Source organism: Spirochaetaceae bacterium (genome assembly GCA_009784515.1).
GTDB lineage: Bacteria > Spirochaetota > Spirochaetia > WRBN01 > WRBN01 > WRBN01.
In genome coordinates, this window is record WRBN01000055.1 from 1 (window position 1) to 12,795 (window position 12,795).

The window sequence follows — 12,795 nt, forward strand, 5'->3', positions numbered from 1 at the left end:
CATAACTTACAGTTAAAGTAAAGCTAAAATTTAAAAGTTTGGCCTGCGGGGCGTAACTTTATATCGAGCGTTTGATACCTATAAATGAGTAGCAATTACATCTATTACCTGCATAAAAGCAAGTTACGGCAGCCGATTACAAAACTTTTAGCCCTGTTTAAACAACCCATTGCCCTTGACATAAGCCGCCGCTTACTATTTAATATAGTTACGGTAATTTTTTACCGAAGGTTGATAGAAGATATGATAGAGTTTGGTTCAGCAAATAAAACGTTATATAAGTTAGCAAATATTTTTAAACAAGCAGGTTTCCAATGTTATTTGGTGGGCGGTGCGGTGCGCAGTCATCTCTTAAACAAACCTATTAAAGATTACGATATTACCACCGATGCCAAACCGCGCGAAATTACCCAGCTAATTAACCCTAAAGCTCAAATTCTTATTGACCAAGAAATTTGGGGCAATGTCGGGCTCATCAGCCTTAATCATGTTAAATATGAGCGTCTACAGCAACTAAACCCTACCAGAAAAGGGCCGGGCAAAGTTTTCCCTACCGGGATAAAGCACGGTACCGTTACCGTTATGATAGACGAGCAAAAATTTGAAATTACCACTTTTCGCAGCGAAGGCAGCTACAGCGATGGCCGCCACCCCGATAGCATTGCTTACGCTACCAATATCGATGAAGATTTAACCCGGCGTGATTTTACCATTAATAGCATGGCCTACGATTTAATTAATAATAAATTGTACGACCCTAATTTGGGTAGGACAGATTTAGATAATAAACTAATTAAGGCCATTGGTCTCCCCAGTAAACGTTTTAGAGAAGACGGGCTGCGGCCGCTGCGCGCCCTGCGTTTTGTAGCCCAGCTAAACTTTAAGCTAGACCAAACCACTTACGAAGCTATTAGAGCTAATTTAGCCATTACCAACTCCGTTAGTAAAGAACGTGTTGCCGAAGAATTTAAAAAACTTTGTTTAGCTGACAATGCCGAAGAGGCTTTAGAGCTTATGCGCGATTGTGGCCTCATCACCTTATTTTTTAAGCAACTCAACGAATGCTGCTCGATTAGCCACACAAATGCAGAAAACCTACTTGACCACCAAATAAAAACTTTAAGTTTTGTACCGGTTAACTACAAGAATGCTCGGTTAGCCGCTCTTTTTCACGATATTGGCAAAACACAGGCACTAGCTACAGGCGATAGCCATACCTCAGTTGGGGCCAAAATAATGAAAGATATTGCAAAGGAATACCACTTTACTACAGCCGAAACCAATAAACTGGTCCCGCTGGTAGAAAATCACAACATAAAGTACACCGGCAGTTGGAGCGATGCCAAAGTTAGGCGCTTGCTCTCTCGTCTAGCTCATCACCATATAGACTATAATAAGAAAAATGAAAATATATATAGCAAAATGGATAGTTTACTCCGCTTTATCGAAGAGTTGATGGCTTTAAATAAAGCTAACCTCTACGCTACAGCGGGTAAGGTTATTGACACCTCTTTTGATGAGTTGGAAAGCCGTATTCGTCAAATTTGCTATACAAATCCGGCTTTATTTGTGAGCGATTTAGCCGTTAACGGCCACGATTTACTTAAGCAAGGGCTAAAAGGCCACGCTATCGGCGAAACCCTTAATTACTTACTGGACAGAGTAATTGACGAACCTAAAATTAACCACAAAGAAAACTTATTAAAGTTAATAGCCGAAAGCTGACAATCATTAATAAATTATCAGCTTTCAGTTCTCAACTTTCAACTATCAGTTAGCTTAAGCCGCCAACCATTAACATACCAAAGGCCATAGCAAAAAGAGCTACAGTTTCTAGCACACCCAAAACAATAATGTATTGAGCAAGGCCTTTACCAGTTTCACCTTTAGCATCGGCAGCGGCGGCACAAACTTTACCTTGTAAAGCGGCGCAAAGGCCAATAACGGCACCGGCAAATAAACCAATTACTCCTAAAGGCAAACTATTTTGCACCACACCATCTATTACTACGGCGCTATTTAAAGCCGTGCGAATAGAAAGCATTAAAACAAAGCCGTATAAACTTTGGCTAAGCGGGAAGCTGGCAAAAAACACCAGCGACATATCGGCATTTTTACCATTTAAAAAGCCTTTTTTCCATGCTCCAATCGCACCTAAACTACCGGCAACAATCCCGTAAACACTACCTAAAGCAGCCAAAGCAAAAGCGGCAAAAAAACCGATTTCTCCTAAATTCATATTAATTATTCTCCTCTAATATATTTTTTGCCACAAATGGCTTATAATGAAACCCAGACCACTGTTGTCCTAAATGGCTGGAAAATTCCAGCGAATTTAAGCGAACCGCGTGCACAATAACGGCCATAATAGCCAGCACCATATTCATCACATGGGCAATCGTTAAAAAGACGGCCAAAAATAAAACCGCAGGTACGCCTGTAAGCCCTAAATCGGCGGTTGTGCCAAAAGCTAAATCGTTAAAAGCCATAGCAATACCGGCACCGGCCAACCCTACGGCATACAAACGGATATAGCTAATAATATCGGAAAAATTACCGATACTGCCGAGCAGGGTTGGGAATATCCCGGCAAGGCCGCTTAACATACCTTTTCCAATAGTTACCCCTTTACTCTGCTGGCCAAAAAGCACAATTAAAGCAAAACCAATGGCTATAACGTGCGGTGTCCAGCTAGACGGCTCGACATCTAAGATAAGCATTAAAACTACCTGATAAATACCTAGCAAAACACCAATACTGCCTAAATCGGCAAAACTTTGCCAAAAATTGGTACGCACCTTGCGAAAGAAGGCCATTAAATGAGCATAAGTTAAATGCACTAAGGCAATGGTAAAACTTAACCACATAATATTTTGGTCGTTGACAAACCAAGCTAGGTTAAATTGATCAAGGAATGGCCGCTCGGCGATAGCCTCTACAGCAAACCAGCTGCCCTTTAAGGCCCCCCATATTACAGTGGGGATAGATAACCATAACCAAAAAATATGGCCTGCCCCAATTTTTTTGCCTTTAATTATAGTTATACCACAGGCAACAAGGCCTAAGCTTAAAAAGACAAGACCATAACCGGCATCGTTGACAAGCAACGCATAAAAAAGACTAAAAAAGATAAACAGCGGCGTGGTCATATCAAATTCGCGGTAGCCGGGTATTAAATCAAAAGCCCTTAAAATAATGCTCGACATTTTACCTACCCCGCGATAAACACTTTTCGTAGGCACGCCACTCACATCTTCGTTAAAAGCCACATCATCGTAAATGGCTGCCCATTTATTGGTTTTAGCTTGCTCTTTAAAGGCCGCATAATCGGGTTCGGGTACAAAACCCCTAATAACGACTAATTCGCCCTGCTCATCTACCGCTAAGCTGGTTTTTTCATACTCTATCTGTTCGGTTAGCTGGTTAATGCGCTCTTTAATTAAATGTTTAGCGGCAGCTAATTTAACGAGTTCGTCATTAAATTTACGATTTTCCAGCGCTAAGTACCTTATTTCGTTTTGCATTAAGGCTAAACTTTTTTGCGGCACGACAAATTCTTTACCTTTAAAAAGCTCGCTTACCTCACCCAAAGTTAATAATAACTGCAAATTTTTAGCTTTAGCTAAAATAAAATAGACAGTTTCGTCTTTAAGTTTGTTTAACTGCTTTAAGGTTATTTTATCAACCACATAAAACCTCATGGCAAAGCTACCGGCAGTTAGCTGCTTTAACTCATCGGGATTAAAGTTACCCCATTTTTTAGCGCGCTCAAATTCGGTTTTAAGTTTAACTATTTCATCGGCGTTAGCTTTAATTTTTTCTCTTAACCGATTAATTTTATCTACCAAAACCTCATAGTTGCCGATAAAACTATCATCGGCTTTAACCTTAGCCGGCAAACTATTAAATAAAGCCGTTAAAGTATTTAGCTCGTTACTATAGTTATGTAAATTTTCGCTATAACCATCTTTAGCCGTTACATGAAAAACAGAGGCATCGGCCAGCAGGCCAAGCGCCAAAGCTTTATCTTTACTCTGGGCAACTAAAGCTACTTTTTTCATTGTTACAATCATTTAGCCGCCTCCTCCCGCTAATTTTTTCTTACTAATTTTACCGCGCACAACGGCCGCCGTTTGCACATCACCTAAATAAACGGCAATTTTTTTAATGTTGCTATTTATCTCGGGTATTTTTACTTTCTCAAATAAATTAACACGTTGTGTAGTAACCAATAATTCATGCCTTAATAACTCTACCTTCTTTTTGGCAATTTTGGTACGAATATTTAACTCTACCGCCTGCTTCATAAAACCGGCAGCTTTATCTACCCACAACGGGGTGGTAAATAAATCGTACTCCATATCCTCAAAGTCGGCACCTTTAAAGATGGGGATATTTACCCCAGCAATGTTACCGCGTTCTATCTCAAGGTTTTTAAGTTTAAAAAGCTCGGGTAGAGGGGTATCATCGGCAAATACCGCTATCCAATCGTTAAAGTTACCCAGCAACTGCTCATAAATGCTTTGCGCCTCTTCTAGTTCGGCTTCAGCATTTTTAATTTCACTTTGCAGCTGCTGTTTTTTTAACATTAAGGTAGGCAAAAAGCGTTTAAAACGTTTTAAGGCATCTTTTTGCTTTTTAAGCTCGTTTTTAGTTAGCTTAACCGTTGCCATTTAGCCTCCTTCTTTATTTTTAGGCCAAAATTCGGCAATTAAATCCGATTTTAACCCCGTTTCGTCCTTGTTAAAGCAGCTGGCTAAAATACTCCAGCCATTATCTAACGCCTGTTCTAGGCTTACATTTACCGATAGGTCCATCATTTCTTTTTCAAACAAAGCACCATAACGTAACAATTTATCGTCCCAGTTGCTCATAGTAAAACCCATCGATTTTTTCTCCAACGAATCCTTATAGCTAGAGTAAAGCTTGATAAGGCCGTCCATCAGGGCACGGTGGTCTTTACGAGTATTACCATTAACCTGTTGCTTTAAGCGACTGAGCGAACCAAACGGCTCAATCCTGCCACCCTTAAGATAAAATTGCCCTTCGGTGATGTAACCGGTGTTATCGGGCACAGGGTGAGTAACATCATCACCGGGCATAGTGGTAACGGCCAAAATGGTGATGGAGCCGTGTCCTTCAATATCCACCGCCTTTTCGTAGCGGCTGGCCAGCTGGCTGTAAAGGTCGCCGGGGTAACCGCGATTACTGGGCACTTGCTCCTGCGTAATGGCAATTTCTTTGAGGGCATCGGCAAAGTTGGTCATATCCGTAAGCAATACCAGCACATTTTTACCTTGCAAAGCAAATTGTTCGGCTATGGCTAAACTCATATCAGGTACTAAAATACATTCTACAATTGGGTCGCTGGCAGTGTGCACAAACATCGTAGTGCGACTTAAAGCCCCGCCTGCCTCTAAAGTTTCCTTTAAATAAAGATAGTCATCGTTCTTTAAACCCATACCACCCAGCACAATCATATCTACTTCGGCTTGCATAGCGATACGCGCTAAAAGCTCGTTGTACGGCTCGCCCGAAATAGAGAAAATCGGTAGCTTTTGCGAACGCACTAAAGTGTTAAACAAATCTATCATCGGGATACCGGTACGTATCATATTTTTAGGTAAAATACGTTTAGAAGGGTTAAACGACGGCCCGTTAATTTCGATTAAATCTTCTTTAAGACGGGGGCCGTTATCACGCGGCTCGCCCGAACCGCTAAAGATACGGCCTAAAAGATTATTAGAAAACGACACCTTCATCGGGCGGCTTAAAAACCTTACTTCATCGTTAGTGGCCACACCGCGACCACCGGCAAATACTTGCAAACTAATAATTTCGCCATCAATTTTAATAACCTGTGCCAGCGATGAACCAAAGCGGGTACGCACTTCGGCTAAATCTTCGTAGCAAACCCCTTCGGCACGTACCGTAATAACGTTACCGGCAATATTTTCTATTTTATTATAAACTTTAGCCAGGTATTTCTCCTCTTGCCCCAGCACTGCCCGGTACAAAACCGCCGGTTTGCCGCGCCTGTATTAAACCTTTTAATTCGGCCTCTAATTTAGCAAAACCGCTATCACCTTCGGCATAACTATTCCAGTCGATAAACTTTTGCCGTAAAGTGTTAAAAAAAGCACGAGCATCGTCTTTATCTTTAAAATTATATTCATGCACTAAGGCATCTAAAACTACATCAAACACCCGGCGCTGCCGTTCCGGCGAGGCGGCATTATCTACTTTATCAAAACTATTTTGCTGTAAATAAACGGCATCTAAAAACTCTTCTTTTAAATAAATTTCAAAGTCTTCAATCCCTACGCCGTCTTCGCCCAAAACTTTCATCATTTGCTCTACATCAACGCCTTTAAGCAGCATATTGTGGGCAAAATCTACCTGATGAGCCGGTAAAATACCTTTGTACTTACTCCAACTTTCCACCGGGTGAATGGCCGGGTATTTACGGGCATAACTGCGCTCGTAACTTAATCCCAAAAAGCAGCCTACTACCTTTAAAGTGGCCTGTGTAACGGGCTCTTCAAAGTTACCGCCGGCCGGCGATACACTACCACCAATGGTTACGCTGCCCAGCTTGCCGTCTTTACGGCCGCCACCGGTTTGCTCATAAAATTTGGCAATACTTGGTTTTAACTGTACTAAACCGGCACGTTCATAAAACGAAGCAATGGTAGACTCCAGATAAGCCGGGAAAGCCTCATCACCCGGTATTTCTTCAAGACGGCCGCTCATTTCGCGCATAGCTTGCGCCCAGCGGCTGGTGCTATCGGCTAAAAGTAGAACGTCTAACCCCATTTGGCGGTAATATTCGGCCATTGTAACGGCGGTGTAAACCGAAGCCTCGCGGCTGGCTACCGGCATAGACGAGGTATTACAAATAATAATAGTACGGTCCATCAACGATTTCCCACTGCGGGGGTCGACAATATCGGGGAACTCGCGCAAAGTTTCTACAACTTCACCGGCACGTTCCCCACAGGCCGCTACAATAACAATATCCACATCGGCATTTTTACTAATCATATGCTGCAGCACCGTTTTACCGGCACCAAAAGGGCCGGGTGTACAAAAAGTACCACCCTTAGCTACCGGCAAAAAAGTATCGATAATACGCATTTGGGTAACCAGCGCTTCTCTAGGCATTAAACGCTCGGCATAAAGCCTGATGGGACGCTTAACCGGCCAATGAAAGCTCATCGTTAAAGGATAACTTTGGCCGCGTTCATCGGTAACTTCGGCGATAGTTTCGCGTATGGTATAACTGCCGGCCTCTTTAATACTTTTTAAAGTATAAGTTCCTAAAAAGTTAAAAGGTAGCATAATAATATGTTTAAATTGCGTTTCGGGTACAAAACCTATCGCATCACCGGCCGCCAGTACTTCACCCACTTTAGCCGTTGGTGTCCACGCCCATTTAGTGGCGGTACTAAGCGGTTCTAGGTAAAGCCCGCGCTTTAAAAAAAGTCCTGCTTCGGCGGCCAGCTCGGGCAAAGGGTTTTGCAGCCCATCGTAAACTTGGCCAATTAAACCGGGTCCCAGCTCGCTACTTAATAGCTCGCCGGTGAACTCTACTTTATCGCCGTTTTTAACTCCGCGCGTCATCTCGAAGACTTGCATTTGACAACTATTGCCTCTAATACGGATAACTTCACTCTTAAGCCGTGAGCCATCGTCTAACACAATATATCCTACTTCATTTAAAGAGACTGCTCCCTCAAAGTTTACGGCAGCCATATTGCCGTTAATGCCTTGCACTACACCTTCACTCACACTCATTAAATATTCTCCGCTAATACTTCTTTAACATCTTTTAAAATACTTTCGTATTCTTCATCGTAACGTTTGCGGCCAACATCTGCCTTAAAGCCCATGCGCCGCTCTAAAATTTGCAGCTGCATACCATAAATAAGCAGGCTATTAAAACTAAAATAGTCGCCGTTTTTGCTGTCTTCTAATAAATTAAAACGCATAATATCTAGCTGGCGTTCTACTTTTAAAGGATTGCTCTCTCTAAAGGCCGTTAAAGCCAAATTTTTAGTACCCATATCGGGGCTGGGACGTTTATATTTATTAATATCTATCCCGCGCGCTTCGGCCCTAAGCTCTACTAAATCGTTTTTTAAGCTTATGTCCCACTGCCAATAGTTTTTTTCCAGCTCTTTAAGATTAACCATACTCAAAGGCGGTTCTTGTAAATTAAAAGCTTTAAGCCTAGCAAAATAATCTTCGGTTAAGACAGCTTCGGCATAATATAAAAACTTTTGGTAGTTAATAGCCGGCTCTTTATCAAAAAGCAAAGCCGGCAAACTCGCTATTAAGTAATAAAGACTAGTCATAGTGGCTCCTTAAACAACGAGGGTGGCTTTTCTAAAGTCTTCGGCCAATTTAGGGCTTAAAAAATGTTTTAAATTGCTCACAATAGCCTCATCGGTAATATCATAAAGAGCCGAACCATCTTTCACCCCCAGCCTAAAGCCGCTGTCGATGGTAGAAGAGGCTTTAATATCGAGGCCGCCCTTAAACATATCTGCAAATTTAGCCTTTAAAGCGGTATACATTTTGTCGGCATCGGCATTGCTAATATCAATTTCGTATCCGCTTTCTTTATCAAGCGAGCCTAAGGCCACTTTAATTAACTCCTCCAAGCTATTAACGGTTACCTCTTTGGTAGCTGCTGTAAGAGCCATATCAAAGGAGTTAAAGAGCTTTTGACGTATACTCAAAATTAAATCACGGCCTGCCTGTGCCAAAGCCTCTTGCTGCCTTTGCAAAGCAATTTCTTCGGCCTTTTTAACCTCTTCTAAGGCCTCTTTAACTTGCTGATTAGCCTTATCCACAATAGCCTTAGCTTCGGCATTAGCTTGCGCGATAATGGCTTCGGCCTCTGTCTTAGCAGTAAGTACACCTTCATCTTTAATTTTAGTAATTAATTCTTGCAACTGTATTTCCACTGAAAGATTTCTCCTTATTTATTAATAACATTTAGCCAAACCACCTTTAGCGGTTTCGCGGTATTTTTCTTTTAAATCTTTGCCGGTTTCCAACATAACCCCTAGTACTTCATCGTAACTAAAAATAACTGCCTGACTGCCTCGCAACATCACATAATCGGCCACATTGGCGGCCATAGCTGCCTTAATGGCATTACGCTCGATACACGGCTCTTGCACCAGCCCCAATACCGGGTCGCAGGTTAGCCCCAAATTATGCTTTAGGGCTATGGCAGCCGCTTGCTCTATCAATTCGATATTTTTGCCGCCGCTGCGCAAAAATACTAAAGCCGCCGCTGCCATAGCGCAGGCCACCCCAATTTCGGCTTGGCAGCCGGCCACCGCCCCGCTGATACTCGCCCTAGTTTTAGCTATATTACCTACAATACCGGCTACCGCTAAGGCCTCAATTACTTGAGGGTTATCGGCACTTACGGGCAGTTTTTTTTCGTCCTTAAAATAATGATAAAGCACTGCCGGCACAACACCGGCCGCCCCGCAAGTAGGAGCCGTTACCATTACATTACCGGCGATAGAGTTTTGCTCCATTACCGCCAAAGCATAACTATAAAGATAGGCATTTTTATTTCTATCAAATTGAGCTCGCTCATAAAAATCTTTAGCTCGGCGGACATAATTTAAGCCGCCTTTTAATACTTTTTCTTCACCGCTAAGGCCATCGGCGATAGCTTTAACCATCGTTTGCCATATATCTGTTAAATATTCGGTTATGTTAATGCTACCGGCCTCTTCATATTGCCGAACAAAATCCGGCAAAGTTAAGTTATGGCTATAACAGTGCTCTTTAATGGCCGTAAAATTCCTGAAAGGATAGATATTATCGGCCTCTTTCTCGGCACTGCCCACCACAAAAACTTCGCCACCGCCTAATGAAAGATATTCCCGCTCATAAACCGGCTCATCTTCTTTATTATAGGCCGATAGCTTTAACGTATTGGGGTGGTTGTGGTATTTATGGCCTTTATTTTGGTAACTATAACTTTCGTCAAATTTAATTTCTATTTTTTTTCCGTCTTTCTCAAAAGCCTCTTTAATCGTGCAATCGGTATGGTGGCCTACACCGGTGGCCGCCAAACTTTTACCCAAAGTAGCTACCCAACGATTATCCGCCAAATTATGGCCTTTTAGGTACTTTAAAAAGAGTTTGCTTGCCTCTTGCACACCCATAGTATGGCTGCTACTTGGGCCCGGCCCCTTTTTATATAGTTTGCTTAACGACTGCATAACGGCAACTATAACATATTTTTTAGAAAAAATCAATATTTAAGGTAATAAATAACCAAATAATTTAGTTATTTATTAAAGCAGGTACGGGAAGAGGGGGATTCGAACCCCCGGTAGCTTGCACCACACACGCTTTCCAAGCGTGCTCCTTAAACCACTCGGACATCTTCCCTTGTTGTTGGCTAGCTTACATTATTTAATAAGCTTTGTCTAGCTGCCTTTACTCGTTAAAAACTAATTTAAAGCAAACCAAATAACACCGCTTCTTGCGATGGAATGGTTATCTTCTAAATACCTATGGTTAATTACCAAGTTACCATTTTCTATAATAGGAGGCATTAAAGGAAATATTTGGATAGTTTCTCCGCTGTTATTAATTAATACACTCTTAATTGCCTGCCCTATCGGCCTATTGCCGGTAAGGTGCACAATAACTACATTATTAGTAACTACAGTAACTTCCGATATATTTGGGTTAGTATGGTTATAGGTATGCGTTATGTTATTAACCGGTATATTTGTTAACGGTATAACCAGTTCTTGCCCGCCATCACTATCGGTCACAATTAAATTATCTGCGGTTAAAGTTAATCTAAACTCATTGGCAATACGTGTGCCGTTAGTTACTTGCTCTAGTCTAAAGTTTGCACCGGTAATCACTAATACGTCATTACCATCGATATAATCGGTAGTATAAGCTAAATTACTACCTCTTTGTTGATTGTCGTTTAGCGAGCAGCTTACAACTATAATGCTGCTAATAAGCAATAGCAATGTTTTTTTCATTTTTATTTCCTTTTATTTTTAATAGCACTATTATAAAAGAAAAAGCTATTTTATAAAAGGGAATTTTTAAAAATATTTGACATAGCAAAAATAATTCAGAACCAAAGCATACTAAAAACAGAATAACTTTAATCCTCACAAAAGAAAAGCTAGAACCACGAAAGACATAAAAAAAGGGAATACTTTGCTTATTTTTAACCTATTTTTTAGTATGCTCCGGCTTTAAAAATTACGGCAACCCACTTGACACATTTATGGCTTATAGTGTAAAGTACGAAAGTTTAAGCAAAAAAAAGGAGTTTGCAATGAAACTTTTTGAATCGTACAACGACGATTTAACGGTATCTAAAAAGGTGATTTTAGGCTTACAGCACACCTTTACTATGTTTGGGGCGACTATTTTAGTACCCATTTTAACGGGGCTAAACATTTCGGTAGCGTTATTTATGGCAGGGCTTTGTACCCTGCTTTTTCATTTAGTAACGCGCGGTAAAATGCCTATCTTTTTAGGCTCATCTTTTGCCTTTATCGCCCCCGTAGTAGCGGTTGGTACTATGTATGGCCTAGAGTACGCCGGCGGTGGTATTGTTATATCGGGTATTATTTACCTTATTATGGCCGGCCTTATTAAATTGTTTGGTAAAACCAAAATACTAAGCTTTTTTCCGCCTATCGTTACCGGCCCCATCACCATTATTATCGGCCTAACTTTAGCCCCCGTAGCTATTAGCAGCGCCTCCAGCAACTGGGCCTTAGCCATTGCCAGCTTTTTAATTGTCGTTATTATTAGCGTTTTTACTAAAGGTTTTTTACAGGCCATCCCGGTACTTTGCGGACTTTTGGGCGGTTATTTAATTGCCGTTGTTACCGGCAATATCGATTACAGTGCTATCGGCGCCGCCAGCTGGGTAGGTTTACCCAGCTTTACTTTAGCCAAATTTAGCGTAAATGCAACTTTATTAATAGCGCCGGTGGCTATTGTTACCATTATAGAGCACATCGGCGATGTAATTGCTGTAGGCAACACCTGTAAAAAAGATTTTGTTAAAGACCCCGGCCTAAACCGCACAATGTTAGGCGATGGCTTAGCCTCTCTCGTATCGGCAATGTTCGGCGGCCCGGCTAACACCACTTACAGCGAAAACACCGGCGTACTAGCCTTAACTAAGGTTTTTAACCCGGTTGTTATGCGCATTGCCGCCCTTTTTGCCATCGTGCTAGCCTTAGTACCTAAATTTAGCGCCATTATCAGCAGCATTCCGGCAGCGGTCATCGGCGGTATTTCGATAGTACTTTTTGGTATGATAGCTTCTGTAGGTGCACGCATTTTAGTAGAAAGCCATACCGATTTTAACCAGCCGCGTAACCTATTAATAGCTGCCTCTATTTTGGTACTCGGTTTAGGCGGAGCGACTATCCCGATAAATATTGGAGCCGTATCTTTTACTTTATCTAGCTTAGCGGTAGCCGCTATTGCCGGTATTATTTTAAATAAAGTTTTACCTAATAAAGGTTAAAACCTTATTGCCGGCGGCCCTTAAGTAAAAAAGACCGCCGGCTTTTTTTATCTTTACACAATGGTAACTCTCCCTTTATAATTACTCAATGTTTGTACAAAGCTGTACCACAGGCCAAACTTTAATATTTTAGCTTTACTTTAACCGCAAACTATGTTAAACTATTACTATGAAAAAAATATTAACTATAACTTTATTACTAATAGCCATAAATGCACAAGGGCAAGGCTTGCCGG

At 41.5% G+C, this 12,795-nt stretch carries 11 protein-coding genes and 1 tRNA gene; 2 read left to right on the top strand and 10 right to left on the bottom strand.

The features are described 5' to 3' along the window. Window positions 1-84 precede the first annotated feature (84 nt). The gene (locus tag FWE37_06710; protein ID MCL2520672.1) at window positions 85-1,725 is read left to right on the top strand and encodes an HDIG domain-containing protein; all 1,641 of its coding nucleotides are present in this window, start codon (window positions 85-87) and stop codon (window positions 1,723-1,725) included. A 49-nt stretch (window positions 1,726-1,774) separates the two neighbouring features. Here the strand turns inward: FWE37_06710 and FWE37_06715 are convergent, their stop codons facing one another. From FWE37_06715 to FWE37_06760, 10 genes are all read right to left on the bottom strand, one after another. Continuing rightward, window positions 1,775-2,239, bottom strand: coding sequence for a V-type ATP synthase subunit K (locus tag FWE37_06715; GenBank protein ID MCL2520673.1), 465 nt, complete (start codon window positions 2,237-2,239; stop codon window positions 1,775-1,777). A 1-nt stretch (window position 2,240) separates the two neighbouring features. After that, a complete protein-coding gene (locus tag FWE37_06720) occupies window positions 2,241-4,073 on the bottom strand; it encodes a hypothetical protein (protein MCL2520674.1) in 1,833 nt (610 codons plus the stop codon). Beyond that, the gene (locus FWE37_06725; protein MCL2520675.1) at window positions 4,074-4,673 is read right to left on the bottom strand and encodes a V-type ATP synthase subunit D; all 600 of its coding nucleotides are present in this window, start codon (window positions 4,671-4,673) and stop codon (window positions 4,074-4,076) included. Then, window positions 4,674-5,981, bottom strand: a complete 1,308-nt coding sequence (locus tag FWE37_06730; protein MCL2520676.1) for a V-type ATP synthase subunit B — start codon at window positions 5,979-5,981, stop codon at window positions 4,674-4,676. Continuing rightward, window positions 5,974-7,797, bottom strand: a complete 1,824-nt coding sequence (locus FWE37_06735; GenBank protein ID MCL2520677.1) for a V-type ATP synthase subunit A — start codon at window positions 7,795-7,797, stop codon at window positions 5,974-5,976. The genes FWE37_06730 and FWE37_06735 overlap by 8 nt, the downstream gene beginning before the upstream one ends. Beyond that, a complete protein-coding gene (locus tag FWE37_06740; protein ID MCL2520678.1) occupies window positions 7,797-8,357 on the bottom strand; it encodes a DUF2764 family protein in 561 nt (186 codons plus the stop codon). The genes FWE37_06735 and FWE37_06740 overlap by 1 nt, the downstream gene beginning before the upstream one ends. A gap of 9 nt (window positions 8,358-8,366) precedes the next feature. Next, entirely contained in the window at window positions 8,367-8,972 is a 606-nt protein-coding gene (locus FWE37_06745; protein ID MCL2520679.1) for a hypothetical protein, read from the bottom strand. 21 nt (window positions 8,973-8,993) lie between these two features. Then, on the bottom strand, window positions 8,994-10,256 hold the full coding sequence (locus FWE37_06750) for an L-serine ammonia-lyase, iron-sulfur-dependent, subunit alpha (protein MCL2520680.1): 1,263 nt from the start codon (window positions 10,254-10,256) through the stop codon (window positions 8,994-8,996). Window positions 10,257-10,343: 87 nt separating this feature from the next. Then, window positions 10,344-10,428, bottom strand: a tRNA-Ser gene (locus FWE37_06755). A 62-nt stretch (window positions 10,429-10,490) separates the two neighbouring features. Continuing rightward, window positions 10,491-11,042 (bottom strand): hypothetical protein, encoded by a 552-nt coding sequence (locus FWE37_06760; protein MCL2520681.1) that lies wholly within the window; start codon window positions 11,040-11,042, stop codon window positions 10,491-10,493. A gap of 305 nt (window positions 11,043-11,347) precedes the next feature. Between FWE37_06760 and FWE37_06765 the strand changes: the two genes are divergently transcribed. Next, window positions 11,348-12,559 (top strand): uracil-xanthine permease family protein, encoded by a 1,212-nt coding sequence (locus tag FWE37_06765; GenBank protein MCL2520682.1) that lies wholly within the window; start codon window positions 11,348-11,350, stop codon window positions 12,557-12,559. The last annotated feature ends 236 nt before the right edge of the window (window positions 12,560-12,795 follow it).

Coding starts and splice junctions, on each gene's coding strand:
- FWE37_06710 (MCL2520672.1), top strand. CDS start 85: ATGAGTAGCAATTACATCTATTACCTGCATAAAAGCAAGTTACGGCAG.
- FWE37_06715 (MCL2520673.1), bottom strand. CDS start 2,239: ATGAATTTAGGAGAAATCGGTTTTTTTGCCGCTTTTGCTTTGGCTGCT.
- FWE37_06720 (MCL2520674.1), bottom strand. CDS start 4,073: ATGATTGTAACAATGAAAAAAGTAGCTTTAGTTGCCCAGAGTAAAGAT.
- FWE37_06725 (MCL2520675.1), bottom strand. CDS start 4,673: ATGGCAACGGTTAAGCTAACTAAAAACGAGCTTAAAAAGCAAAAAGAT.
- FWE37_06735 (MCL2520677.1), bottom strand. CDS start 7,797: ATGAGTGTGAGTGAAGGTGTAGTGCAAGGCATTAACGGCAATATGGCT.
- FWE37_06740 (MCL2520678.1), bottom strand. CDS start 8,357: ATGACTAGTCTTTATTACTTAATAGCGAGTTTGCCGGCTTTGCTTTTT.
- FWE37_06750 (MCL2520680.1), bottom strand. CDS start 10,256: ATGCAGTCGTTAAGCAAACTATATAAAAAGGGGCCGGGCCCAAGTAGC.
- FWE37_06760 (MCL2520681.1), bottom strand. CDS start 11,042: ATGAAAAAAACATTGCTATTGCTTATTAGCAGCATTATAGTTGTAAGC.
- FWE37_06765 (MCL2520682.1), top strand. CDS start 11,348: ATGAAACTTTTTGAATCGTACAACGACGATTTAACGGTATCTAAAAAG.